General features: G+C 64.6%; 23 protein-coding genes. 10 read left to right on the top strand and 13 right to left on the bottom strand.

Annotated features, from left to right (window positions below; translation table 11 throughout):
* Nucleotides 1-38: 38 nt before the first annotated feature.
* From U4Y90_RS01535 to U4Y90_RS01525, 3 genes are read right to left on the bottom strand one after another with little or no spacing between them, the layout of a single operon-like run.
* Nucleotides 39-242: a DUF1656 domain-containing protein gene (locus U4Y90_RS01535; protein ID WP_321791491.1), complete on the bottom strand. Its 204-nt coding sequence runs from the start codon at nucleotides 240-242 to the stop codon at nucleotides 39-41.
* Nucleotides 229-2430, bottom strand: a complete 2202-nt coding sequence (locus tag U4Y90_RS01530; protein WP_321791489.1) for an FUSC family protein — start codon at nucleotides 2428-2430, stop codon at nucleotides 229-231. The genes U4Y90_RS01535 and U4Y90_RS01530 overlap by 14 nt, the downstream gene beginning before the upstream one ends.
* A gap of 10 nt (nucleotides 2431-2440) precedes the next feature.
* Nucleotides 2441-3964: an efflux transporter outer membrane subunit gene (locus U4Y90_RS01525; RefSeq protein ID WP_415749273.1), complete on the bottom strand. Its 1524-nt coding sequence runs from the start codon at nucleotides 3962-3964 to the stop codon at nucleotides 2441-2443.
* A gap of 168 nt (nucleotides 3965-4132) precedes the next feature.
* On the opposite strand from U4Y90_RS01525, the gene U4Y90_RS01520 reads away from it, so the two are divergent.
* Nucleotides 4133-5071, top strand: a complete 939-nt coding sequence (locus U4Y90_RS01520; protein WP_321791485.1) for a LysR family transcriptional regulator — start codon at nucleotides 4133-4135, stop codon at nucleotides 5069-5071.
* 126 nt (nucleotides 5072-5197) lie between these two features.
* The gene (locus U4Y90_RS01515) at nucleotides 5198-5386 is read left to right on the top strand and encodes a hypothetical protein (RefSeq protein ID WP_321791484.1); all 189 of its coding nucleotides are present in this window, start codon (nucleotides 5198-5200) and stop codon (nucleotides 5384-5386) included.
* Nucleotides 5387-5404: 18 nt separating this feature from the next.
* On the opposite strand, the gene U4Y90_RS01510 is transcribed toward U4Y90_RS01515, so the two are convergent.
* The 5 genes from U4Y90_RS01510 to wrbA form a co-directional block, all read right to left on the bottom strand.
* Nucleotides 5405-6115 carry an SOS response-associated peptidase gene (locus U4Y90_RS01510; RefSeq protein ID WP_321791482.1) on the bottom strand — a complete coding sequence of 237 codons (711 nt, stop codon included), beginning with the start codon at nucleotides 6113-6115 and terminating at the stop codon, nucleotides 5405-5407.
* A gap of 50 nt (nucleotides 6116-6165) precedes the next feature.
* Nucleotides 6166-6969, bottom strand: a complete 804-nt coding sequence (locus U4Y90_RS01505; protein WP_321791480.1) for a metallophosphoesterase — start codon at nucleotides 6967-6969, stop codon at nucleotides 6166-6168.
* Entirely contained in the window at nucleotides 6966-8420 is a 1455-nt protein-coding gene (locus U4Y90_RS01500) for an FAD-binding oxidoreductase (RefSeq protein WP_321791478.1), read from the bottom strand. The genes U4Y90_RS01505 and U4Y90_RS01500 overlap by 4 nt, the downstream gene beginning before the upstream one ends.
* Before the next feature lie 160 nt (nucleotides 8421-8580).
* On the bottom strand, nucleotides 8581-8979 hold the full coding sequence (locus U4Y90_RS01495; RefSeq protein ID WP_321791476.1) for a DUF2069 domain-containing protein: 399 nt from the start codon (nucleotides 8977-8979) through the stop codon (nucleotides 8581-8583).
* An 8-nt stretch (nucleotides 8980-8987) separates the two neighbouring features.
* Entirely contained in the window at nucleotides 8988-9608 is a 621-nt protein-coding gene (gene wrbA, locus U4Y90_RS01490) for an NAD(P)H:quinone oxidoreductase (protein WP_321791474.1), read from the bottom strand.
* A gap of 95 nt (nucleotides 9609-9703) precedes the next feature.
* Here wrbA and U4Y90_RS01485 point away from each other — a divergent pair, with 95 nt between their 5' ends.
* Nucleotides 9704-11011 (top strand): YihY family inner membrane protein, encoded by a 1308-nt coding sequence (locus U4Y90_RS01485; RefSeq protein WP_321791472.1) that lies wholly within the window; start codon nucleotides 9704-9706, stop codon nucleotides 11009-11011.
* A gap of 3 nt (nucleotides 11012-11014) precedes the next feature.
* On the opposite strand, the gene U4Y90_RS01480 is transcribed toward U4Y90_RS01485, so the two are convergent.
* The 3 genes from U4Y90_RS01480 to U4Y90_RS01470 all read right to left on the bottom strand — a co-directional run bounded on the left by U4Y90_RS01480 (nucleotide 11015) and on the right by U4Y90_RS01470 (nucleotide 13666).
* Nucleotides 11015-11335, bottom strand: coding sequence for an Mpo1-like protein (locus tag U4Y90_RS01480; RefSeq protein WP_321791470.1), 321 nt, complete (start codon nucleotides 11333-11335; stop codon nucleotides 11015-11017).
* Nucleotides 11336-11489: 154 nt separating this feature from the next.
* Nucleotides 11490-12332, bottom strand: a complete 843-nt coding sequence (locus U4Y90_RS01475; protein ID WP_321791469.1) for an alpha/beta hydrolase — start codon at nucleotides 12330-12332, stop codon at nucleotides 11490-11492.
* Nucleotides 12329-13666, bottom strand: coding sequence for an O-acetylhomoserine aminocarboxypropyltransferase (locus tag U4Y90_RS01470; RefSeq protein WP_321792540.1), 1338 nt, complete (start codon nucleotides 13664-13666; stop codon nucleotides 12329-12331). The genes U4Y90_RS01475 and U4Y90_RS01470 overlap by 4 nt, the downstream gene beginning before the upstream one ends.
* A gap of 252 nt (nucleotides 13667-13918) precedes the next feature.
* Here U4Y90_RS01470 and U4Y90_RS01465 point away from each other — a divergent pair, with 252 nt between their 5' ends.
* From U4Y90_RS01465 to aroC, 3 genes are all read left to right on the top strand, one after another.
* Nucleotides 13919-14371 (top strand): CBS domain-containing protein, encoded by a 453-nt coding sequence (locus U4Y90_RS01465; protein WP_321791467.1) that lies wholly within the window; start codon nucleotides 13919-13921, stop codon nucleotides 14369-14371.
* Between the two features lie 214 nt (nucleotides 14372-14585).
* Nucleotides 14586-16526, top strand: coding sequence for an MFS transporter (locus tag U4Y90_RS01460; RefSeq protein ID WP_321791465.1), 1941 nt, complete (start codon nucleotides 14586-14588; stop codon nucleotides 16524-16526).
* 59 nt (nucleotides 16527-16585) lie between these two features.
* Nucleotides 16586-17692 carry a chorismate synthase gene (gene aroC / locus U4Y90_RS01455; protein WP_321791463.1) on the top strand — a complete coding sequence of 369 codons (1107 nt, stop codon included), beginning with the start codon at nucleotides 16586-16588 and terminating at the stop codon, nucleotides 17690-17692.
* Nucleotides 17693-17733: 41 nt separating this feature from the next.
* Here aroC and U4Y90_RS01450 read toward each other — a convergent pair whose 3' ends face one another.
* Nucleotides 17734-19407, bottom strand: a complete 1674-nt coding sequence (locus tag U4Y90_RS01450) for an electron transfer flavoprotein-ubiquinone oxidoreductase (RefSeq protein ID WP_321791462.1) — start codon at nucleotides 19405-19407, stop codon at nucleotides 17734-17736.
* Between the two features lie 204 nt (nucleotides 19408-19611).
* Here U4Y90_RS01450 and U4Y90_RS01445 point away from each other — a divergent pair, with 204 nt between their 5' ends.
* Together U4Y90_RS01445 and U4Y90_RS01440 are read left to right on the top strand one after the other, a co-directional pair.
* Nucleotides 19612-20385: an SDR family oxidoreductase gene (locus U4Y90_RS01445; protein WP_321791460.1), complete on the top strand. Its 774-nt coding sequence runs from the start codon at nucleotides 19612-19614 to the stop codon at nucleotides 20383-20385.
* A 27-nt stretch (nucleotides 20386-20412) separates the two neighbouring features.
* Complete coding sequence (locus tag U4Y90_RS01440) at nucleotides 20413-20850, top strand: thioesterase family protein (protein ID WP_321791458.1); 438 nt, start codon at nucleotides 20413-20415, stop codon at nucleotides 20848-20850.
* Nucleotides 20851-20859: 9 nt separating this feature from the next.
* Here U4Y90_RS01440 and U4Y90_RS01435 read toward each other — a convergent pair whose 3' ends face one another.
* Nucleotides 20860-21405 (bottom strand): LuxR C-terminal-related transcriptional regulator, encoded by a 546-nt coding sequence (locus tag U4Y90_RS01435; RefSeq protein ID WP_321791456.1) that lies wholly within the window; start codon nucleotides 21403-21405, stop codon nucleotides 20860-20862.
* A gap of 221 nt (nucleotides 21406-21626) precedes the next feature.
* Between U4Y90_RS01435 and U4Y90_RS01430 the strand changes: the two genes are divergently transcribed.
* Both U4Y90_RS01430 and U4Y90_RS01425 read left to right on the top strand, forming a co-directional pair.
* Nucleotides 21627-22331 (top strand): CoA transferase subunit A, encoded by a 705-nt coding sequence (locus U4Y90_RS01430; protein ID WP_321791454.1) that lies wholly within the window; start codon nucleotides 21627-21629, stop codon nucleotides 22329-22331.
* A gap of 2 nt (nucleotides 22332-22333) precedes the next feature.
* A complete protein-coding gene (locus U4Y90_RS01425; RefSeq protein ID WP_321791452.1) occupies nucleotides 22334-22975 on the top strand; it encodes a CoA transferase subunit B in 642 nt (213 codons plus the stop codon).
* Nucleotides 22976-23126: the final 151 nt, after the last annotated feature.

The following is a 23126-nucleotide window of genomic DNA, read 5'->3' as shown; positions in this document are numbered from 1 at the left end:
ATGCAACTCTTTTTCAGCTTGTATGAAGGTGATGCCGCTCACGCATACGCGACGAGTCCGAGCGTCCCGCAGATGCAGACGAGCAGACTCGCGCGAAAGAGCGCCGGATGCCAGACCACGCGATAAAGGCCGGTCAGGGCAAGCACGCGGTCGACGACCCACGTGATCATCGCGCCCGCGATGAAGAGCAGCAGAATCGTCGGCACATAGGCTTCGAGTATCGCGACGTTACGCGGCAGCATGGGACGCTCCTTCGGGCGTGTGTTTCCGAACGGGCGCAAATGGCGCGAACGGCGATTCGTGATCGAGCAGCGCGGTGCGGACGAAATGAAGATGACTCATGATGCGCTGCAGCCGATGCCTTTCCTCGCGCGGCGGATCGAGCAGCGCGAGCAGATCCCGCGTGTCGGCGATGGCGCGTTCGGTCGTGGCGAGCGCGGCATCGAAACGCCGCGCGTCCGGCCGATCGAAGAGCCGCGCGACGGCGTCGAGCGTGGCTTCGACCGAGCGGCGCCACGACATCGACGCCGCGTAGTGCGGCTCGTCCGACAGTTCTGCGAGCTCGCGCCGCAAATCGATCACCGCATTGCCGAACTCGAGCACCGCGAATAGCCACTGCAACGCGTCGCGCTGCAAGTCGGGACGTCCCGTGGCGAGCGCGTTGATCTGCGCGAGCAGATCGCGTGTGCGGCTCTCGAAGTGCGTCGTGAGACTGGCGAGACGTCCGCGCCGCGCGTTCACGACTTCGCGTCGCAGATCGCCGAGGAGCAAGCGGCGCAGCCACGGCGCATCGGTCGGCAGCAGCACGGCGAAGGCAATCGCGGCGACGATCATCGACAGCACGAGCGCGAGGGCGTCGTTCATGAAGCCGGTCGGATCGTAGTGCACGAGGTTGTCCGGCCCCGCGAGAAAGCAGAAGAAGATGCAATAGCCGATGCCCACGCCGGCGAGCGCGTGCCGCGTGCTCAGATACGCGCCGAACAGAAGCGCGGGCGCGAGCGCGGCGCACATCATCGCGAAACCGTCGATATGCGGAAACACTCCGAATACGACGATCATGCCGGTGACCGTCGCGAGCATCGTGCCGAGCGCCATTTGCGCCGACATGAGCGTCGGACGCGGCGAGGACGACGCGAGCGCGCACACGGCCGCCGCGTTGAGCACCATCGTGCCGCCGCTCGGCCAGGCCGTTTCGATCCAGAACGCGGAGAGGACGAACATCACGACCGCGCCGCGCAAGCCGGAGATCGCCGCCGCGAGCATGTTCGTCTTCGGCACGTAGCGCGCGATCCAGCGCTCGCGCTCGTGCGACGGCGATGTCAGCGACGCGTAGGTCTCCGCGTACGCGAGCATGTCGTCGACGAAGCGGTAGAGCAGTTCCGTGGCGGTGTCGAACTCCAGTTGCGCGAAGTCCGGATTCGCTCCGAGTCCGGCACGCGCCGCGCGCACGCGCTTCGGCAACGCGGCCTGGTAGTCGCGCATTTGCGCGGCCGCGTGCGCGGCGTCGTCGGCGTTCTTCACCGGCTGGTTCGATACGGAAAAGAGCGGCGGCACTTCACGGAAAAACGGTTCGAGCGCGGCGATGGTCGTCGCCGATGCGTTCTCGCGCAGCCGGTTCATCAACTGATGCAGTGCGTGAAAGCGCGTCGATGCGCTCATGAACTCGCTGTTCAGACGCGCGAGGCGCCCGCCGCGCATGCGCGATTCGGGATTCTCGAACACGGCGACGCTGCGCGCGGCCTCGAAGCCGACGATGTCCGACACGAACGCCAGATTGGTCCGCTCGATCTGCGCGCGCGCCATGTTGCCCGACAGCGCGCGGCACACGTAATCGACGAATTGGGTGAAGCGGCGGCGCACCGTCGTGCGAACCTGCTCGCCCGCGTGTTGCGGAAAGACGAGCGCGCTCACCGCACCGGAGCACACGATGCCGAGCGTCACTTCGCCGACGCGCGTGAGCGCCGACAGATACGCGGCTTCCGGATGCTGCGCGGCCGGAATGCCGATCAGCGCCGCCGTGTAGCCCGCGAGCACGAAGCCGTACGAACGAAAGTTGCGGTTGCGCGCCGCGCCCGCCGTGCAGACGCCGACCCACAGCGCCGTTGCGGAGAGAAACAGCACCGGCTGCTGCGAGAACAGACTGATGAAGATCATCATCACGACGAGGCCGACCATCGTCCCGCAGAAACGATAGAAGCTCTTCGCGAGCACCATGCCGCTTTGCGGCTGCATCACGACGAACACGGTGGTCATCGCGGTGCGCGGCTGCGCCATGTCCAGGCGCATCGCGATCCATAGCGAGAGGAGCGCGGCGAGCACGGCCTTGAAGATGTAGACCCACGCTAGGCCGTCGGTGCGCGCCCAGTCGGCGAACGCCCGCACGAGCGATGCGCGTGACGCTTGGTCGGCGGTCGTGGAAGGAGTGGACATATGCGTGGCCTTATTGCTGCTTCGCTTCGCCCGTTCGGCTGAACGGCCCGATGTGCTTCGACGGCGCGAGCGCGGTCTGTTCTGGACCGTTCGACGGATCGTCGATGCCGCCGCCGAGCGCCGACGTGAGCGTCGCGTAGGACGCGAGCCGTTGCGCGCGCACGCGCGCCTGGCTGTCCTGCGCCTTGAGCAATTGCGTTTGCGCGATCAGCACGTTCAGGTAATCGGTGAGGCCGCGCTTGTAGCCTTCGTTCGCGAGATCGTAGTTCTTGCGCGCGGCGGCGACGGAGCGGCCCGACGCGTCGAGCTGCGTATCGAGCGAATGCACGCGCACGACCTGATCGGCGATGTCCTTGAGCGCGCCGACGAGCGTCGCGTTGTAGTGATCGACGGCCTGGTCGTATTGCGCCGATGCCGCGCCGAGCTGCGCCCGCAGACGTCCGCCTTCGAAAATCGGCAACGAGATCGCGGGGCCGAAGCTGTATCCGGACGCATCGCGGGTCAGGAAGGTGAGCAGCGCGCCGCCCGCGAAAGCCTGAGTCAGCGACGCGGCGAGATTGATGTTCGGGTAGAAGCCGGCCTTCGCGACATCGATGCCGCGTGCCTGCGCCGCCACCATCCAGCGAGCCGCGACGATATCCGGCCGATGTCCGACGAGCTCCGCGGGCAGCGCGGAAGGCAAGGGTAGCGGCGTCGCGAGCGACAACGCCGGGCGCGTGAGCGCTTCGCCCGCACCCGGACCTTCGCCCGCGAGAGCCGCCAGTCGATTGCGCGCGAGCAGGATCTCTTCCTTGTAGACATCGACCTGACGCTCGTATTCCGGCAGCGGCGCTTCGGCCTGGCTCACTTCGAGTTGCGTGCCGAGCCCGCCTTTCAGGCGCCGCCGCGCGAGATCCGCGATGCGCTCCTGCTGCGCGAGCGTCTCCTCGGCGATATCGAGCAGCGCGAACGACTGCGAGAAGCCGATGTAGGCGCGCACGACGTTGGTCTCGAGTTCGAGCTGCGCGGCGCGCGCATCGGCGGCGCGCACATGGGCGACGTCGAGCGCGCGCTCGGCGTTGTTGTCGTCGCGATGCCAGAGGTCGAGGTTGTACGTCAGCGAAAGGCCGGCGGTGTTGTCCCAGGTCGTCGTATCGGCGTACGGGCCCGGGCCGTAGAAGTCGTTGTTGGGCCAGTTCTTGCGTGAGACGCTCATCGCGCCGTCGACGTGCGGCAGCAATTCGGAGCGCGCGACGCCCGCCTGTTGTTGCGCCTCGCGCACGCGCGCCGCGGCCATTGCGAGCGTGGGGTTGCCGGTAGTCGCCCGGGAAATCCACGCGTCGAGCTGCGGATCGCGATAGGCGCGCCACCACTGCGCTTCGGGCCATTGGGCATCTGCATTGGCGGCGCGTATCGCGCTGCCGGCATCGAGCGTCGATGCGTCCTTGAGGGAATCTTGCGGCACGATCTCGCCTGTGCTTGCGCACCCGGCAATTGTTAATATTGTTGTAAGAACGGCGGCACAAGCAGCGCGTCTGGACACTCGCCCTCGCACGATTCACTCCCAAATTTGAATTAGATTCCAGGAAGTGATTATATTTTTGCGGGGATTGTCGAATAACCCGTAAGGATGCAAAGCATTTTTACGACGGATGTGATAATCGTTGTTGCCAAGCGTGCAACAATTCGATTCACGAACAGTTCTTGAAGACGGAAAGACGCCATGGACACGCTCCAGAACATGCGCGTATTTGTGCGGGTCGTCGAAGCGGGAAGCTTCACCGCGGCCGCGCAGCACCTCAATACGACGACGGCCTATGCATCGCGGGCCGTATCCGATCTCGAAGCGCATCTGCGTGCGCGCCTGCTGAATCGCACGACGCGGCGCATCGCGCTTACCGAAGCGGGTGAGCGCTATCTGCAACGCTGCGAGCAGATTCTCGCCTATGTCGATCAGGCGGAAGCCGAGGCGGGCGATGCGCACGCTCGTCCCTCGGGCAAGCTCAAAGTCCATTCGATGACGAGCTTCGGCCAGCACTACATCGTGCCGATGATCTCGCGCTATCAGCAGCGCCATCCGGCGGTGCAGGTCGACCTGACGCTCGCGCAGCGCGTGCCCGATCTGCTCGACGAAGGCTACGACGTGTCGGTCGTGCTCGCCTCCGATCTGCCGGATTCCGGTCTCGTGTCGGCGCGTCTCGGCTCGGTCTACAGCATCGCGTGCGCGTCGCCGGCTTATATCGAGCAGCATGGCGCGCCGCACGTGCTCTCCGATCTCGTGCGCCACACCTGTCTGCATCTGATGACGCCGGTATTTCCGCCCGACCGATGGGTCTTCGACGGCCCGAATGGTCAGGAGACGGTGAGCCTCGGGCCGTCGACCTTCACGGTGAACGTCGCCGAGGCGATGGTCGTCGCGATCCGCGAGAGCATGGGCATCGGCGTGCTGCCGACCTCGTCCGCGCTGCCCGGCCTGCGCGCGGGCACGCTCGTGCGCGTGTTGCCGCAATACACGATGCAGGAGCTGAACGTCTACGCGCTGTATCCGTCGCGCCAGTATCTCGACGCGAAGATTCGCACGTGGGTCGAGTTCCTGCGCGAGGCGCTGCCCAGTACGCTCGATGCGGACGCCGAATCGCTGAAGGAATTCGTCGTCACCTGAAAGAGCGCCGTATTGCGGGTTCGGTTACGAAAAAAGCTGCGGAGCAACACTTGCTTACTCACGGTTCGTCCGCAGCTTGATACTTTCTGCACTTGTTCTTACGCATCTTTTACCGGGATAAGTCACATGAGTACGCCCCTCCTGCTCGCACTTGCCGTGCTTCTGGTGCTGATCGCCGTTCCGGCGTCGCGCGATCTGTTCAACGCCATGCGCGCGCAGTCGGAGCGCAACGCGAAGCATCGCCTCGTGCCGGTGCGCATCGACGACGAGCGTGACGCAAGCGCCCGCCGCCCGCGCGATCCGTACGATCGCTGATTCAGCCCCGGACGGCTTTCAGAGCAAGGTTTCGAGCGGCTCGATGAGTCGCGGTTCGTCGTTGGTCGCGCGATTCACATCCGTCGATACGCGATGCCAGGCGAAGTGGGACGCCGGCACGCCGTCTGTCTTGACGAGCGCCGCGAGATCCTCGGGCGAGGCATCCGGGTCGAGCCAGCGCCGCGCGACGGCTGGCGCGAACACGAGCGGGCGGCGGTCGTGCACATCGACGAGCCCTTCGTCCGCCGCGGCCGTCACGATGACGAAGCCCGCGCCGGGCGCGGCGGCGTCATCGTCGCGCAGGATGCTGGTGAGCGCGGCGAGATACATCGGTTCGCCGTCCGCGCGCTGGATGAAATAGGGCTGCTTGAAGGGCTTCGCCGCCGGATCGCCCGGGCGCGGCTCGATGCGCCATTCGAACCAGCCATCGGCCGGCACGAGAATGCGCGCCTTCTTCCACAGATGCTTGAAATACGCACTCGTCGCCGCCGTTTCGACGCGCGCGTTGATGGTCTGCGGCAGCTTCTTCTGAATGGCCCAGGGCGGGCAATAGCCCCAATGCACCGCGCGGATGGTCTCGTCCGGATAGACGGCGAGCGGATGCGTGCCGGGCGACAGGTTATAGCCGGGGCGCCTGTCGGCGGCATCCACGAGCACGAACGGATTTCTCAGATGCAAGCGTTGCGCGTAATGCATCGGCAGTCGGTACTGGCTGATTCGGCCGCACATGGCGTTCCTCCGCAAAGTCCAACACGGTTCCGTGCTTCTTCACCGATGCTTCAGATATCGACGACCTTGTCCCACGCGAAATCCGGATTTTCCCACCGCTGCTCGCGCCGGCTAAAGTAGCCGCGCGGATTGCACACGACGCGCGTTCCGTTCACTTCATAGTCGAACGACGTATGCGTATGACCGTGAATCCACAGCGACGCGGGCGCACGCGCGAGCGACGGCAGATGATTCACGAAGCCCGCCGACACGAGATCTTCCGCGTAACGCGGCGCGAGGCTTTGACGCATCGGCGCGTGATGCGTGACGACGATCGTCTGTCCCGCGAACGGCTTCGCGAGCTCGCTCTCGAGCCATGCGCGCGCCTGCTCGTGCAGCGCGAGAGAGTCGTCGGGCGCGAATTCGCGCGGCTCGCCGTCCGGCTCCGGCCACGCGAGCTGAATGAGGCCCTTGTAGTCGAGCATCACCTTCGTGCATGCCTCTTTGGCGTTCTCGATTTGATCGTCGCCGGAACCGAACAGCGCGAAGTCCGTCCACAGCGTCGTGCCGAGCACGCGCCACGCGCCCCGGCGATCCACCAGGGACGCGTTGTTCAGATAATGCACGTTGTCGACGCTGCGCGCGGCGTCCAGCATCGCCGCTTCCATCGCGCCGAACTCGGCGTCGTAATACTCGTGATTGCCGGGCACGTAAATGACGGGCACATCGGAATCGAAGTTTTCCGCCGCCCAGCGCAAGCCTTCGGCGTGGTTGTGGATATCGCCCGCCAGCACGACGAGATCGGCGTCGGCGTACGGAATCGCCAGTGGCTCGTCGCATTCGAGATGCAGATCGGACAGCACGCGAATCTTCATGCGATGTTCTCCTTCGCGGGCGTCGCGTCCCAGCGCACGACCTTGCCGGGGTTCATCAGGTTGTCCGGGTCGAGCGCGGCCTTGATCGTCTGCATGAGGCGCACTTCGACCGGCGATTTGTAGTGCGTCGCTTCATCCACCTTCAACTGGCCGAGCCCGTGCTCGGCGCTGATGCTGCCGCGATGCCCGTGCACCCGGTCGTACACGAGCGCGTTGATCGGCGTCTGGAATTCGTCGAGGAAGCGCTTCGCATCGACGCCTTCGGGCGCCTGCACGTTGTAGTGAAGATTGCCGTCTCCGAGATGGCCGAAGGTCACCATGCGCACGCCGGGCACCGTCTTCGCGATGATCGCATCGGTTTCGTCGATAAAGCAGCCGATGCTGGAAATGGGCACCGCGATGTCATGTTTGATGTTCAGGCCTTCCTCGGCCTGTGCGAGCGGAATATGCTCCCGCAGATCCCAGAAAGCCCGTGATTGCGCGAGATTTTCGGCGACGACGGCGTCTTCCACGATGCCCTTGTCGAGCGCTTCTTCCATCAGGCGTTCGAAGAGGGCGCGGGCGTGCTCCTCGCTTTCGTTGTCGGAGAGTTCGAGCAGCACGGTCTGCGCGTGCGGCTCGCCGAACGGATAGCGCAATTGCGGGAAATGCTTGCCGACGAGCCGCATCGAGAAATCGGACATGAGCTCGAAACCGGTCAAAAGAGCGCCTGCGTGATGCTGCGCCATCGACAGAAAGTCGAGCGCGGCGTGCGGCGATGCGAGTCCGGCGAGCGCCGTGACTTTCGCGACCGGCGCGGGATGCAGTTTCATGACCGCGGCCGTGATGATGCCGAGCGTGCCTTCCGCGCCGATGAAAAGATCGCGCAGATCGTAACCGGTATTGTCCTTGCGCAGCCCGCGCAGGCCGTCCCAGATCTCGCCCTGCGGCGTCACGACTTCGAGGCCGAGGCACAACTCGCGCGTGTTGCCGTAGCGGAGTACGCCGGTGCCGCCGGCGTTCGTCGACAGATTGCCGCCGATCGTGCAACTGCCTTCGGCGGCGAGACTCAACGGGAAGAGCCGCTGCGCGTTTTCGGCGCACGCCTGGATCTCGGCCAGCACGACGCCGGCCTCGACGGTGATCGTGTTGTTGTGCGGATCGACGCCACGGATGCGATTGAGCCGCTTCAGGCTGATGACGGCCTGCGCGCCGCTCGAATCGGGCGTCGCCCCGCCGACCAGCCCGGTGTTGCCGCCCTGCGGCACGATCGCGATGCGATGTTCGTGCGCGAGGCGGACCACGGCCGCGACCTGCGCGGTATCCGCGGGCAGCAGCACGGCGCACGCCTTGCCGCGATAGCGCTTGCGCCAGTCGACGAGATAGGGCGCGGTATCGTGGGCATCGATCAAAACATGCGGCGCGCCGAGGATGCCGGCGCAGTCGGCGATGAAAGCTTGAGTTGCGGTCATGGGCAGATGAACAGGGATTGCGGTAGAGCGTAGAGCACAGTATCGCGCAGCGACGCGGCGCGCGATCCTCGTCCGAATGGCATAGGCACGCGCGCCGGGTGGCTATTCGTGCTACAAAGCATCACGTCGCGGCGATAGGGACGTCGAAAAAGCGAAGGGACTAGCCTTTTTTCGCACGCGCGTTCAATCGGGCTTCCCGCTTGAACGGCGCGACGTAAGCGAGCGCGCAGACGAAGAAGGCCAGTGCGAGCAGTGCTTCGAGCCAGGCGAGCGGCGCGGAGAGGCCCATGTCGGTCATGCCGCGCACGACGCCTTCGGCGAAGTAGAGCAGGACGAGCATCGACGCCCATTGCAGCGTGTAGAGACTCTTGCGCACGACGCCCGGCAGCGCGCACGCGAGCGGCAGCGCCTTCAACGCGAGCGCCCACGCGCCGGGACGCAGCGGGGCGAGCCAGAGCTCCCAGACGAGCGCAAGCACGATGAGCGCGACGAGGCTCGCAAGCGCGCCGAATGCGAACGCTGCGTGGGAACGTGATCTGGTGACGGCCGGAGCGTTCATCGGCGAGGTCATGCGCAACGGGCGCCGCGCACGAGATCGAGCGCGGTGCGCGCGAGCCGTGCGCCGAGCGCGATGGCGAGCGCTTTTTCATCCGCGGAAATGCCATGCCGCTGGTTGTCGTCGCCGCCCGCGCGCGCGTGATGCGAGGCTCCGTAGGGCGTGCCGCCGCTTTGCGTCGTGGTGAGCCGCGACTCGGTGTACGGGATGCCGACGATCATCATGCCGTGATGCAGAAGCGGGAGCATCATCGAGAGCAGCGTGCTTTCCTGGCCGCCATGCAGACTGCCGGTCGAGGTGAAGACGCTCGCAGGCTTGCCCGCGAGCGCGCCGGAGAGCCATTGCGGCGTGGTGCCGTCGAGGAAGTACTTGAGCGGCGCGGCCATGTTGCCGAAGCGCGTCGGCGAGCCGAGCGCGAGGCCGGCGCATTCTTCGAGATCGCGCAATTCGGCGTAGGGCGGTCCGTCGGCGGGAATGTCGGGACGGGTCGCTTCGCAGACGGTGGAAACCGGCGGCACGGTGCGTACGCGCGCTTGCATGCCGGGCACGCTGTCGACGCCTTGTGCGATTGCGAGTGCCAGCTCGCGGGTCGCGCCATGGCGGCTGTAGTAAAGCACGAGGATGTCGTTCATAAGGCTTTTTTAGTGAACGGCTATTATAGGTATCGGGTGATTTTCGTGGCGAGACGCGGCTTTTGCATGCGAGCCGTCACGACGGGAGAACGCGTTTGCAGCACGTTTCCATCGATCTCGCGGCGGTCAAGCGCCTCGCCAGCTTCGTCGCGCGGCGCATCGGCGAGGACCGCGTCGCGCAAGTGGCGGGCAGCCTCACGTTCACGAGCGTGCTGTCGCTCGTGCCGCTCGCGACCGTCGCCTTCGCGCTCTTCACCGCGTTCCCGATCTTCGGCTCGTTCCAGGCGTCGCTGCAGGATTTCCTCGCGGTGCATCTGATGCCGCCGCAGATCAACGATCAGATCTTCAAGTATCTGAACCAGTTCGCGTCGAAGGCGAAGGGACTCACGACCGTCGGCATGATCATCCTGTTCGTGACCTCCGTCATGACGATGATGACGGTCGAGTCCGCGTTCAACGTCATCTGGCGAGTGAAGAAGGCGCGCCCGTTCGCTCAGCGCGTGCTCGTCTACTGGGCGATCATCACGCTCGGGCCGATTCTCTTCGGCTGCAGTCTGTCCATCTCCTCGTATGTGTTCGCGCATTCCGTCGCGTATGCGGGCTCGCACAACCTGATGCCGCCGATCCTCGAATGGGCGCTCACGGGCGTCTCGCTGCCGCTCACGGCGCTCGCCTTCACGATCATTTACGTCTACATGCCCAACTGCAAGGTGGAATGGCGCGATGCGATCGTCGGCGGGGTGATCGCGGCGGTCGCGTTCGAGCTCGGCAAGCGCGGCTTCGGCTATTACGTGCGGCGCATTCCCACCTATACCGCGGTCTACGGCGCGTTCGCCGCGCTGCCGGTGTTTCTGTTGTGGGTCTATCTGTGCTGGATGTTCGCGCTCATCGGCGCAATGGTCACATCCGCACTGCCGGCCATTCGCACGGGTCAGTATCATCGGCGCGATTTTCCGGGCAGCGATCTGCTCGATGCGCTCGAAATCCTGGCGCGCCTGGTCGAGGCGCGCGACGAGGGCAAGCCCGGCTACACGGCGTTGCAGCTTTCGAGCATGGCGCGCTGCGATCTCGATACCTCGACGAGGCTGATCGCGCGGCTCGATGCACTCGGCTGGATCGGCCGGCTGGAGGATTCGCGCATGCCGCGCTACGTGCTGATCGCCAATCCGAATCAGATCACGGTGACCATGCTCTACGATCAGTTCGTGATCGATCGCGCCGAGCTGGAGTATCAGTTGAAGCTGGACGCCGCGCAGGTCGACTGCGTCGCGCTCATGAGCGTGCTCGACAACGAGAAACTGGAGATCACGCTCGGCTCGCTGATCGCGGCACGGGCATCGGCGCTCACGAGTGCGCGCCTGCGCGAAGCGCCGCGCTCATCGATGCCGGAGCAGCCCGCCTGAGCGTCACAGTGAGATCTTGCCGACGCAGATGTCCTTGAACATGACCCAGTCGCCCATCAGGCTGTAGACCGGATGGCGAAACGTCGCGGGGCGGTTCTTCTCGAAAAAGAAGTGGCCGATCCACGCGAAGCCATAGCCGCAGACGACGGCCGCGGGCAGCCAGAGCCAGTCGCCGGTTGCAATTGCCATGGCGAGGCAGCCGATCACGCCGAGCGATCCGATGAAATGCAGCCTGCGCGACATCGCGTTGCGGTGCTCGTCGAGGTAATAGGGATAGAACTCGGCGAAACTCGCGAAATGTTCCCCGTGTGCGGCGTGCCCCATGACGGCCTCCCTGTTAATGCCTGCCGGTGTCGTGCGGCATGCGCCTGCATGACGCGCCTGTACGACAATTACCCAGCAAGAATCATTCTGCGACTGCCCGCCGCGCCGTGCAAGCAGGCACGGCGGAGTTGCGCGGTCCGCCGCACGCGCGCTTTCAGCCGGACTTCGGCGCCGTTCCGGCGCAGGCGAGCGCGAAGGCAAATAACGCATCCAGCGTCGTGTCGGGCTGCTCAGACATGAGCGCGTGACCGGCGTCGAGTTCCACCGTCCGCACGGCCGCGCCGGCCTTTCTCATCGCGTCGGCGAGCGGGCGGGCGGCGCGCGGCGGCGTCATCATGTCGCGCTTGCCGCTCACGATCATCACCGGGCAACGCACGGCGGCCGCGCGTTCGAGCGCATCGCCGTAGGTGTTGCAGGCGCTGAAATCGGTGTGGAAAAGCAGCGCTTCGCCGCGCAGGCTCACGCGCTCCATGAGCCGCTGATTCGCGCCTTGCAGCCAGAAGCCCGGCGCGGGGCTCGACGGTTTCGCGGCGATCGTCGAATGCGACCATTGATTGACCATCGCGATGGCTTCGGGCTCGTGCTCGCGGGCGGCGTCGAGCAGCGTGTCGGAGACGGCCATCGGTGCGGCGGTCGCGAGCAGGGCGAGGCCCGTCGTGCGCGCGGGATAGCGGCCCGCGGCGTCGAGCGCGATCAGCGAGCCCATGCTGTGACCGACGAACATCGCCGCTTGCACGCCGGCTGCGTCGAGGACGGCGATCACCCAGTCGGCGAGTTCGCCGATAGTCGGCAGCGCGGGGCCTTCGCTTCGTCCGTGACTCGGCAGATCGAGCGACAGCACGCCGAAGCCGTGATGCGCGAAATAGCGCGTCTGCAAGGCCCAGACGCTGTGATCGTGCTCCGCGCCGTGAATGAACACCACGGCGGGGCGGGCGGCATCGAAAGGTTTGCCGCCGGTATAGGCATAGGCCGCGCGGCCGTGGATGTCGAGCATCATGCGCGGCTCCCGAGCGGCGCGGCGGCGCCCGCATCCGGCGCGCTTTCGGCGGCCTTCTGCGCGGCCTTCAGCGCGCGCTTGAGATCGTCGATGAGATCGTCCGGGTCTTCCAGTCCGATCGACAGACGGATGCGCCCCGGCCCGATGCCCGCGGCTTCCAGCGCGGCGGCATCCATGCGGAAATGCGTCGTCGACGCAGGATGGATCACGAGCGAACGCGCGTCGCCGACATTCGCGAGATGCGAGAACAGGGTGAGCGTTTCGATGAACTTGCGCGCCGCCGGCACGCCGCCCTTCAGATCGAAGCTGAACACCGCGCCCGCGCCGCGCGGCAGCAGGCGTTCGGCAAGCGCGCGGTCACGATGCGTCGGCAATTCGGGATACGCCACGCCGTCCACGGCGGCCGAGCTCAGCAGAAACTCGATCACCTTGCGCGTATTCGCGACATGCCGGTCCATGCGCAGCGGCAAGGTTTCGATGCCTTGAAGCAGTTGCCACGCTGCCTGCGGATGCAGGCAAGCGCCGAAATCACGCAAGCCTTCGCGCCGGGCGCGCAACAGGAACGGCGCGACGGTGCTCTCTTCGGCGAAGACCATGCCGTGAAAGCCGTCGTAGGGCTCGGTGAACTCGGGAAAGCGTCCGCTCGCGGTGAAATCGAACGTGCCGCCGTCGACGAGCACGCCGCCGATCGTCGTCCCATGTCCGCCGAGAAACTTGGTCGCCGAGTGATAGACGAGATCCGCGCCGTGCTCGAAAGGGCGCAGCAGATAGGGCGTCGTGAATGTGGAATCGACGAGCAGCGGCGCCGCGTGTTCGTGCGCGATTTCCGCGACGCCCGCGATATCGAGCACGTCGAGCCCCGGATTGCCGAGCGTTTCACCGAAAAAAAGCCGCGTGTCCGGCCGTGCGGCCGCGCGCCATGCGTCGAGATCGTGCGGCGGCACGAACGTCGTCTCGATGCCGAAGCGCCGCAACGTGTAATGCAGCAGATTGTGCGAGCCGCCGTAGAGCGCGCTGGACGCGACGATATGCGAGCCCGCGCCCATCAGCGTCGCGATGGCCAGATGCAGCGCCGCTTGGCCGCTCGCCGTGCCGATCGCGCCGACGCCGCCTTCGAGCGCGGCGACGCGCTCCTCGAACACCGCGACGGTCGGATTCGAAATGCGCGAGTACACGTGCCCCGAGCGCTCCATGTTGAAGAGCGCGGCGGCGTGATCGCTATCGCGGAAGGTGAACGAGGTGGTCTGATATATCGGCGTCGCGCGGGCGCCGGTGACGGGATCGGGCGCGGCGCCCGCGTGCAGCGCGAGCGTGTCGAAACGGTTGGCTGGCATCATAGGCGGCCGGCGCGCGAGGCGGCGCCGGCATGCGGCGAAAATGAGGGTCAATCATCCTAACATCGGATGCGTGCGCCCAAACCTAGGGCGAACGCGCGGCCGTCGATCGCGCAAAGCCTTGTCCATTCGGCCGATGCGGGCGAATCGGCGGCCCCGTTCGCTTTCCTTTTGCGGGCCTTTCCGATAGCATCGACCTATGGTTTCATCATCGTTCGAGCATTTGAACAGGCATTTCGCGAGGAGACAGTCATGCGAGTCAGCGACATTCTGAAGGTGAAGGGCAACACCCTGTTCACCGTGACACCCGATACGCCGCTCGCCGACGCAGTCGATACGATGGCGGCGCACGATATCGGCTCGCTCGTCATCATGGAATATGGCGATCTGGTCGGCATGCTGACCTTCCGCGAGATCATTCTGACCTTGCACAACAACGGCGGCTCGGTGGGCGGCACGACCATCCGCAAGATCATGGACGACCATCCGCTCACGTGCACGCCGGAAACGGACGTGAACGAGGTGCGCCGCATGATGCTCGAGCATCACGTGCGCTATCTGCCGGTCATGGAAAAGCGTCAGTTGATGGGCGTCATCTCGTTCTACGACGTCGCGAAGGCGGTCGTGGAAGAGCAGGGCTTCGAGAATCGCATGCTGAAGGCCTACATCCGCGACTGGCCCGAGCAGCAGGAAGAAGCGCGCTGAGCGCCGATACCGCGCCGCGAGGCGTCGCGCTTCGCGGCCATGGCGGTCGAGCCGATGCTCCGCGCAGAATTCATCATCCGCAACGCGCCCGAAAGGCGCGTTTTTTTTCGTCTGGCCTAAGGGTGAGGTTGGCCCCGCGGCCCGGTTCTTCGTTTCATTCGGATTCGATCGCCGTACTTTTGCGATCAACGCCGAACTTCTTTTTCCGCAAGACATGAGTGACAAACCGCTGCGCGCCGCGTCGCGCCCTTCCCGCCGATCGACTTCCGAAGGCGAAAGCCAGTTCCGACTGTTGCGCGAACGGCGTTTCGCGCCGTTCTTCTGGACGCAATTTCTCGGCGCGATGAACGACAACGTCTTCAAGGTCGGCTTCACGTCGCTCGTGACGTTTCAGGCCGCACGCTTTTCCGGCGTCGATCCGAAAACCGCCGCCTTTCTCATTTCCGCGATCTTCATCGTGCCGTTCGTGCTGTTCTCGGCGACATCCGGCCAGATCGCCGACAAGTACGACAAGGCCGTGCTCGCGCGCCTCGTGAAGAGCTTCGAGATCGTCGTGATGCTGATCGGCGGCGCGGGTTTCGTGCTGCACAGCGCGCCGCTGCTCTACGCGTGCACCTTCCTGATGGGCGTGCATTCGACGGTGTTCGGGCCGGTGAAGTACGCCTATTTGCCGCAGCATCTCGATTCGCACGAGCTCGTCGGCGGCAACGGACTCGTCGAGATGGGCACGTTCGTCGCAATTCTGATCGGCACGATCATCGGCGGGGCGGCGGCGGGGGCGTCGGAACACGGCGCGATGCTGCTCGCGTTCGCATGCATCGCGTTCGCGATCGTCGGACGCATTGCGTCTTCGTTCGTGCCGAAATCGGACGCGTCGCAGCCCGATCTGCGCATCAACTGGAATCCGTTCTCGGAGACATGGCGCAATCTCAGGCTCGCGAAGTCGGATCGCACCGTGTTTCTGAGCCTGCTCGGCATTTCGTGGCTGTGGTTCGTCGGCGCGACGTTTCTCACGTCGTTCTTCAATTTCGCGAAGGATGTGCTTTCCGCCGATCCCGATGTCGTGACCATTCTGCTCGCGACGTTTTCGATCGGCATTGGCACCGGGTCGCTCCTGTGCGAGCGGCTCTCGAAGCGGCGCGTCGAAATCGGGCTCGTGCCGCTGGGCTCGATCGGCATCAGCGTGTTCGCGATCGATCTTTTCTTCGCGAGCCATCGCATGGCGCCCGCGGGGCATCTGCTCAACGTCGGCGAATTTCTCGTGGCGCTGCCGCACTGGCGCATTCTCGCGGACCTGTTCCTGCTCGCCATGTTCGGCGGCTTCTACAGCGTGCCGCTCTACGCGCTCATTCAGGCGCGCAGCCAGCCGACGCATCGCGCGCGCATCATCGCGGCGAACAACATCCTCAATTCGTTTTTCATGATCGTTTCGGCGCTGATGGCGCTCGCGCTCACGTCGTTCGGCGTCGGCATTCCGGGACTCTTTCTGACGACCGCGCTGCTCAATGTCGTCGTCGCCGTCTATATCTATTCGCTCGTGCCGGAGTTCCTGCTGCGCTTCATCGCGTGGATACTGGTGCACACGTTCTATCGCATTCGTCTCGTGGATGCCGAACGCATCCCGCCGCACGGCGCGGCCGTGCTCGTCTGCAATCACGTGAGCTTCGTCGACGCCGTCGTCATCATGGCCGAAAGTCCGAGGCCGATTCGCTTCGTGATGGATCACCGCATCTTCCGCACGCCGCTCGTCGGCTGGATGTTCCGGCACGTGAAGGCGATCCCCATCGCGCCCGCACATGAGGACGCCGCCATGCTCGAACGTGCCTATGCTGCCTGCGGGCAAGCGCTGGACGAGGGCGATCTCGTGTGCATCTTTCCCGAGGGCAAGCTGACGAGCACGGGCGATATCAATCCGTTCCGGCATGGCATTTCCGAGATTCTGCGACGCCATCCGGCGCCCGTCGTGCCGATGGCGCTGCGCGGGCTCTGGGGCAGCGTGTTCTCGCGCCACGAGGACGCCCAGTGGCCGCGTCCGATTCGTCGCGGCGCGATGACGCGGCTCACGCTCGCGGTCGGCGAGCCGATCGCGCCGCAAGACGCGACGCCGCAGCATCTGTTCGACGTGGTGAACGCGCTGCGGGGCGCGCGGCGCTGAGCGCGACGGCGCTGGCATAATAGCGGTTTCCCCCGACACTTTTTTTCAGGTCGACGCTCATGTCCGGCAACACCCTTGGCACGCTCTTCACCGTCACGAATTTCGGCGAGTCTCACGGTCCGGCAATCGGTTGCGTGATCGACGGTTGCCCGCCGGGCATGGCGCTCAGCGAAGCCGACATCCAGATCGAACTCGATCGCCGCCGCCCCGGCACGTCGCGTCACGTCACGCAGCGGCAGGAAGCGGATCAGGTCGAGATCCTGTCCGGCGTGTTCGAAGGCGTGACGACGGGCACGCCCATCGCGCTTCTGATCCGCAACACCGATCAGCGCAGCAAGGACTACGGCAACATCGCGCAGACGTTCCGTCCGGGTCATGCGGACTACACCTACTGGCAGAAATACGGCGTGCGCGACTATCGCGGCGGCGGCCGATCGTCGGCGCGGCTGACTGCGCCGACGGTGGCGGCGGGCGCGGTCGCGAAAAAGTGGCTGCGCGAGAAGTTCGGGCTCGAAACGCGCGGTTGCATGAGCGCGCTGGGTGAAATCGAGATTCCGTTCGCCGCCTGGGAGCACGTGCCCGAGAACCCGTTCTTCTCGCCGAATGCGGAGATCGTGCCGCAACTCGAGGAATACATGGACAACCTGCGCCGCGACGGCGATTCGGTCGGCGCGCGCATCGAAGTGGTGGCGAGCGGCGTGCCCGTCGGGCTCGGCGAGCCGCTTTACGATCGCCTGGACGCGGACATCGCCCACGCGATGATGGGCCTCAACGCGGTGAAGGCCGTCGAGATCGGCGCGGGCTTCGCGAGCGTCGCGCAACGCGGCTCTCAGCACGGCGACGAGATGTCGCCCGAAGGTTTCGCGACCAACAACGCGGGCGGCATCCTCGGCGGCATTTCGAGCGGGCAGGACATCAGGGTGTCGATCGCGATCAAGCCGACGTCGAGCATCCGCACGCCGCGTCAGTCGATCGACAAGGAAGGCGCGAGCGCGACCGTCGAAACCTTCGGCCGTCACGATCCGTGCGTCGGCATCCGCGCCACGCCGATCGCCGAAGCGCTGCTCGCGCTCGTGCTGATGGATCACGCGCTGCGGCATCGCGCGCAATGTGGCGATGTCGTCGTCGAGACGCCGAAGATTGCGGCGCAGGCGCCGTCGAAATAAAAAAAAGGCGCCGAGATCGGCGCCCTTTGTCGTTTCAGGCCTTACATATTCGGATAGTTCGGCCCGCCGCCGCCTTCCGGCGTGACCCACACGATATTCTGCGTCGGGTCCTTGATGTCGCAGGTCTTGCAGTGCACGCAGTTCTGCGCATTGATCTGCAGACGTTCGTTGCCGTCGTCCGACTTGACGAACTCGTACACCGCGGCCGGGCAATAGCGGCCTTCCGGGCCTGCATAGGTGCGCAGATTCACGTTGACCGGCACGCTCGCATCCTTGAGCGTCAGATGCGCGGGCTGATTCTCTTCGTGATTCGTGTTCGAGATGAACACCGACGAAAGTCGGTCGAACGTGAGCTTGCCATCGGGCTTCGGATAAACGATCGGCTTGCACTGCGACGCCGGTTTCAGCATTTCGTGATCCCAGTGCTGATGATGCAGCGTCCACGGCACGTTGCCGCCCATCACCTTTTGCTCCAGGCCGACCATGAAGGTGCCGAGATACAGGCCCTTGCTCATCCACTGCTTGAAATTGCGCGCGCGATGCAGCTCGGTCTTGAGCCACGAGGTATCGAAAGCCTCGGGATAAGCCGTGAGCTCGTCGTTCTGGCGGCCGGCCTGCACGGCTTCGAACGCGGCTTCGGCGGCCATCTTGCCGGACTTGATCGCCGCATGGCTGCCCTTGATGCGCGACGCGTTGAGAAAGCCCGCGTCGTCGCCCGCGAGCGCGCCGCCGGGGAAGGCGAGCTTGGGCAGCGACATCAGGCCGCCCGCCGTGATCGCGCGCGCGCCGTAGGAAATGCGCTTGCCGCCTTCGAGGAACGGGCGGATCGACGGATGTGTCTTGTAGCGCTGGAACTCCTCGAACGGCGACAGATACGGATTCGAGTACCCCAGCCCGACGACGAAGCCGACCACCACCTGGTTGTTATCCATGTGATATAGGAACGAGCCGCCATAAGTGTCGGGTTCGAGCGGCCAGCCGGCGGTGTGGATCACGAGGCCGGGCTTGTGCTTGACCGGATCGATTTCCCACAATTCCTTGATGCCGATGCCGTACACCTGCGGATCGGAATTCTGGTTGAGCTTGAATTTGTCGATGAGCTGACGTCCGAGATGTCCGCGCGCGCCTTCGCAGAAGAGCGTGTATTTCGCGTGCAACTCCATGCCGAGCTGGAAATTTTCGGTCGGCTCGCCGTCCTTGCCGACGCCCATGTTGCCCGTGACGACGCCGCGCACCGAGCCGTCATCGGCGTACAGGATTTCAGCAGCCGGAAATCCCGGGAAGATTTCGACGCCGAGCGCCTCGGCCTGCTGACCGAGCCAGCGCGTGACGTTCGCGAGGCTGATCACGTAGTTGCCGTGATTCTTGAAGTTGTCGGGCAGCAGCCAGTTCGGGACTTGTTTCGCGTCGTTCTGCGACAGGAACAGGAACCGGTCCTCGGTCACTTCGACATCGAGCGGGGCGCCTTTCTCCTTCCAGTCGGGAATGAGTTCGGACAGGCCGCGCGGGTCCATCACCGCACCCGAGAGGATATGTGCGCCGATCTCGGAGCCTTTCTCCAGAACGCACACGCCGATCTCGACGCCTTTTTCTTCCGCCAGTTGCTTCAACCGGATCGCCGCCGACAAACCGGCAGGGCCGCCGCCGACGATGACGACGTCGTATTCCATCGATTCGCGGGGACCGTATTGCTCGATGAGGCTCGCCGGGGTCATCAATGCTCCTATGTGCCGTTAGAATGCCCTTTCGGGATCGCGTATTTTCAGGGAAGGTGAGGCAGGCTGCAACCAAAGCTCGCCAATTTAGCACGATCGTACTATTATTCACGACACCCGCGCCATCGGTGTTGACGCTGACAGCCCGCATCGGCGCATCCGCGCGCCCGCCGAGGCTGAGCCAACCAAAAACAAGGAAGCACAATGGGCCGTTCGATCAACCTGGAAGGCAAAGTCGCGCTGATTACGGGCGCGTCCAGTGGTTTGGGCAAGCGCTTCGCACAAGTGCTGTCGCAGGCGGGCGCCAAGGTGGTGCTCGCCAGCCGGCGCACGGAGCGCCTGAAGGAGCTGCGCGCCGAGATCGAGTCGTCGGGCGGCGCGGCGCACGTGGTTTCGCTCGACGTAACCGATTACCAGAGCATCAAGGCGGCGATCGCGCACGCCGAGACGGAAGCGGGTACCATCGACATCCTCGTCAATAACTCGGGCGTGTCGACGACGCAAAAGTTGACCGACGTGACGCCCGCCGACTACGAATTCGTGTTCGGCACGAACGTGCGCGGCGCGTTTTTCGTCGCGCAGGAAGTCGCCAAGCGCATGATCATGCGCGGCTACAGCACGGCCAAGCCGGCCTATCGCATCATCAACGTGGCGTCGGTGGCCGGCCTGCGCGTGTTTCCGCAGATCGGCCTCTACTCGATGAGCAAGGCCGCCGTCGTGCAGATGACCAAGGCGATGGCGCTCGAATGGGGCCGACACGGCATCAACGTGAACGCGATTTGCCCGGGTTATATCGATACCGAGATCAATCACCATCACTGGAAGACCGAGCAGGGGCAAAAGCTCATTTCGATGCTGCCGCGCCGCCGCGTGGGCTCGCCCAACGATCTCGACGGCCTGCTTCTGCTGCTCTCCGCAGATGAATCGCAGTTCATGAACGGCTCGGTGATCTCGGCGGACGACGGCTTTTCGCTTTGAACATCGCCATTCTTCTGACCGCAAGCAATGACCACGCATAACGACTTTCACACCGTCTTCGATCTGTCCATGCCGATCCGCTGGGGCGACATGGACGCATTCGGCCACGTCAACAACACCGTCTACTTCCGTTACATGGAGCAGGTGCGCATCTCGTGGTTCGAGGAAATCGGCATCGCGGGCGGCAACGGCGAAGGGCAGGGGCCGGTGATCGTGAACGCGTCGATGGAGTTTCTGAAGCAGCTTCATTATCCCGGCGACGTGATCGGCCGCATGCTGGTCGGCAAGCCCGGACGCAGCAGTTTCGACACGCGCTTCGAGCTCTATCGCGCCGACGCGCCCGGCGTGCCCTACGCGCGCGGGGCGGCGAAGATCGTATGGATCGACTACGCGGCGGGCAAGTCGGTGCCGCTGCCGGACATGTTGCGGCAGATCATCGAGACGGCATCGCCCGTCGCACTGTAACCGTGCGGCTCAGGTGCCGAGCAGCCGCTGCAGCAGCTCGGTGGCGTTGCCCGTGTCGTACTTTCTCATGAGCCGCGCGCGGTAGATGTCGACCGTGCGCGGGCTGATTTCGAGCACGCGGCCGATCTGCTTGCTCGTCTTGCCTGTCACGAGCTGCGCGGCGATTTCCCGCTCGCGCGGCGTCAGTTCGATCGCGACGCGCCGTGTCGCGCTCAGATCCTCGAAGGTCCAGACGCCCGCCGCATGGGGCGCGGCCCGATCGAGCGCACGGCCGGTCACATGACACCAGAACAATTCGCCGTTCTTGCGCTTCATGATCCGGTCGTCGCTGTACGTGCCTTCCCTGCTGATATGCGCGGCGATGCGCTCGCCGATGCGCGCGAACTCGTCCGGCGACGGGTACAGCACCTCGAACGATTTGCCGATGAGCGCCTCGCGCGAGTTGCCGAAGATCGCGCAGAGCTGCTCGTTGCAGTCTTCGATGGTGCGCTCGCGCGAAAGCACGAGCCCGACGGGCGCAAGATGAAACGCGGTTTGATAGTCCAGTGCACGCATGTGAAATCGGGTGCGCGGCGAGTCTCGTTTCGCGGCGAAAAGCGCCGGGAACCAAACGCGCGCGGGCAATGACTTATGTATTTTTGCGTATTGTGCCGGATCGTCGGCCCAAAGTACTCTTGTGCCACGCCAAAAAGGCCGCGCGATGTGCTCGAAAGAGCGCATCGGCGACGCCAAAAAGCCGATTTTCAGTTGGTTTCAAACATGGAAGGGACACACAGATGAACAAGGTCTATCCCAGCGCGAAAGCCGCGCTCGAGGACATCGTCAAGGACGGGCAGACGTTTGCCGTCGGCGGTTTCGGGCTGTGCGGGATTCCGGAAGCGCTGATCGCCGCGTTGCGCGACACAGGCGTGAAGGGCATCACCTGCATCAGCAATAACGCGGGTGTCGACGGCTTCGGTCTCGGCCTCCTGCTCGAGACGCGTCAGATCAAGAAGATGATTTCGTCGTACGTCGGCGAAAACAAGGAGTTCGAGCGGCAATATCTCGCCGGCGAACTCGAGCTCGAATTCACGCCGCAAGGCACGCTCGCCGAGAAGCTGCGCGCCGGCGGCGCGGGCATTCCGGCGTTTTTCACGAACACCGGTTTCGGCACCGTGATCGCCGAAGGCAAGGAAACGCGCCAGTTCGGCGAGAACCACTACGTGCTCGAGCATTCGCTGACGGCCGATGTCGGACTCGTGAAAGCGTGGAAGGCCGACAAGTCGGGCAACCTGGTCTTCCGCCGCACCGCGCGCAACTTCAACCCGATGTGCGCGATGGCGGGCAAGATCACCGTCGCCGAAGTCGAAGAGATCGTCGAGACCGGCGAACTCGATCCGGACGCGATCCATCTGCCCGGCATCTACGTGCAGCGCCTCGTCCTGAATGCGCATCCGGAAAAGCGCATCGAACAACGTATCGTCCGCGCGAAAGGAGAGTAATCATGGCTTGGACTCGTGACCAGATGGCCGCGCGCGCGGCGCAGGAACTGCAGGACGGCTTTTACGTGAACCTGGGCATCGGCTTGCCGACGCTCGTCGCCAATCACGTCCCGGACGGCATGGAAGTGTGGCTGCAGTCGGAAAACGGTCTGCTCGGCATCGGCCCGTCGCCGTATGAAGACGAAGTGGACGCGGATCTCATCAACGCCGGCAAGCAGACCGTGACGACGCTGCCGGGCTCGTCGATCTTTTCGTCAGCCGATTCGTTCGCGATGATTCGCGGCGGCCACATTAACCTGGCGATCCTCGGTGCGATGCAGATCAGCAAGAAGGGCGATCTCGCGAACTGGATGATCCCCGGCAAGATGATCAAGGGCATGGGCGGCGCGATGGACCTGGTCGCCGGCGTGAAGCGCGTCGTCGTGCTGATGGAGCATGTGGCGAAGGGCGATCAGCACAAGATCCTCGAAGAGTGCTCGCTGCCGCTGACGGGTGTGGGCGTGGTGAATCGCATCATCACCGATCTCGGTGTGATCGACGTCACCGAAAACGGGCTCAAGCTCGTCGAACTGGCCGATGGCATCACCGTCGAGGAAATCCAGAAAAAGACGGGCGCGCCGCTCGATGTCACGAGCGTGAAGTAACGCCGACGTGACATGAACGCCGCTTCTCGCGGCGTGCGCGCGAAATACGGGCGGGCGAAGCTTTCGGAGCTTCGCCCGCTTTGTTTTGCGCGATCGGCCGCATCTGCGCTGCGCTCGGGCGGGATCAGCCGTTCGGCCAACGTCCGTTCGA

Origin of the sequence: Caballeronia sp. J97 (assembly GCF_905220305.1) — a bacterium.
Classification (GTDB): Bacteria; Pseudomonadota; Gammaproteobacteria; order Burkholderiales; family Burkholderiaceae; genus Caballeronia.
The sequence above is the reverse complement of the archived record's forward strand: the minus strand, read 5'-3'. Positions and strand labels throughout refer to the sequence as shown.

Excerpts from the sequence above, each read along its gene's own strand:
- U4Y90_RS01440 (WP_321791458.1), top strand. The coding sequence starts at position 20,413 with ATGACCACGCATAACGACTTTCACACCGTCTTCGATCTGTCCATGCCG.
- aroC (WP_321791463.1), top strand. The coding sequence starts at position 16,586 with ATGTCCGGCAACACCCTTGGCACGCTCTTCACCGTCACGAATTTCGGC.
- U4Y90_RS01515 (WP_321791484.1), top strand. The coding sequence starts at position 5,198 with ATGAGTACGCCCCTCCTGCTCGCACTTGCCGTGCTTCTGGTGCTGATC.
- U4Y90_RS01530 (WP_321791489.1), bottom strand. The coding sequence starts at position 2,430 with ATGTCCACTCCTTCCACGACCGCCGACCAAGCGTCACGCGCATCGCTC.
- U4Y90_RS01430 (WP_321791454.1), top strand. The coding sequence starts at position 21,627 with ATGAACAAGGTCTATCCCAGCGCGAAAGCCGCGCTCGAGGACATCGTC.
- U4Y90_RS01510 (WP_321791482.1), bottom strand. The coding sequence starts at position 6,115 with ATGTGCGGCCGAATCAGCCAGTACCGACTGCCGATGCATTACGCGCAA.
- wrbA (WP_321791474.1), bottom strand. The coding sequence starts at position 9,608 with ATGAACGACATCCTCGTGCTTTACTACAGCCGCCATGGCGCGACCCGC.
- U4Y90_RS01445 (WP_321791460.1), top strand. The coding sequence starts at position 19,612 with ATGGGCCGTTCGATCAACCTGGAAGGCAAAGTCGCGCTGATTACGGGC.
- U4Y90_RS01465 (WP_321791467.1), top strand. The coding sequence starts at position 13,919 with ATGCGAGTCAGCGACATTCTGAAGGTGAAGGGCAACACCCTGTTCACC.
- U4Y90_RS01495 (WP_321791476.1), bottom strand. The coding sequence starts at position 8,979 with ATGAACGCTCCGGCCGTCACCAGATCACGTTCCCACGCAGCGTTCGCA.
- U4Y90_RS01460 (WP_321791465.1), top strand. The coding sequence starts at position 14,586 with ATGAGTGACAAACCGCTGCGCGCCGCGTCGCGCCCTTCCCGCCGATCG.
- U4Y90_RS01520 (WP_321791485.1), top strand. The coding sequence starts at position 4,133 with ATGGACACGCTCCAGAACATGCGCGTATTTGTGCGGGTCGTCGAAGCG.
- U4Y90_RS01535 (WP_321791491.1), bottom strand. The coding sequence starts at position 242 with ATGCTGCCGCGTAACGTCGCGATACTCGAAGCCTATGTGCCGACGATT.
- U4Y90_RS01475 (WP_321791469.1), bottom strand. The coding sequence starts at position 12,332 with ATGATGCTCGACATCCACGGCCGCGCGGCCTATGCCTATACCGGCGGC.
- U4Y90_RS01435 (WP_321791456.1), bottom strand. The coding sequence starts at position 21,405 with ATGCGTGCACTGGACTATCAAACCGCGTTTCATCTTGCGCCCGTCGGG.
- U4Y90_RS01450 (WP_321791462.1), bottom strand. The coding sequence starts at position 19,407 with ATGACCCCGGCGAGCCTCATCGAGCAATACGGTCCCCGCGAATCGATG.
- U4Y90_RS01480 (WP_321791470.1), bottom strand. The coding sequence starts at position 11,335 with ATGGGGCACGCCGCACACGGGGAACATTTCGCGAGTTTCGCCGAGTTC.
- U4Y90_RS01500 (WP_321791478.1), bottom strand. The coding sequence starts at position 8,420 with ATGACCGCAACTCAAGCTTTCATCGCCGACTGCGCCGGCATCCTCGGC.
- U4Y90_RS01425 (WP_321791452.1), top strand. The coding sequence starts at position 22,334 with ATGGCTTGGACTCGTGACCAGATGGCCGCGCGCGCGGCGCAGGAACTG.
- U4Y90_RS01505 (WP_321791480.1), bottom strand. The coding sequence starts at position 6,969 with ATGAAGATTCGCGTGCTGTCCGATCTGCATCTCGAATGCGACGAGCCA.
- U4Y90_RS01470 (WP_321792540.1), bottom strand. The coding sequence starts at position 13,666 with ATGCCAGCCAACCGTTTCGACACGCTCGCGCTGCACGCGGGCGCCGCG.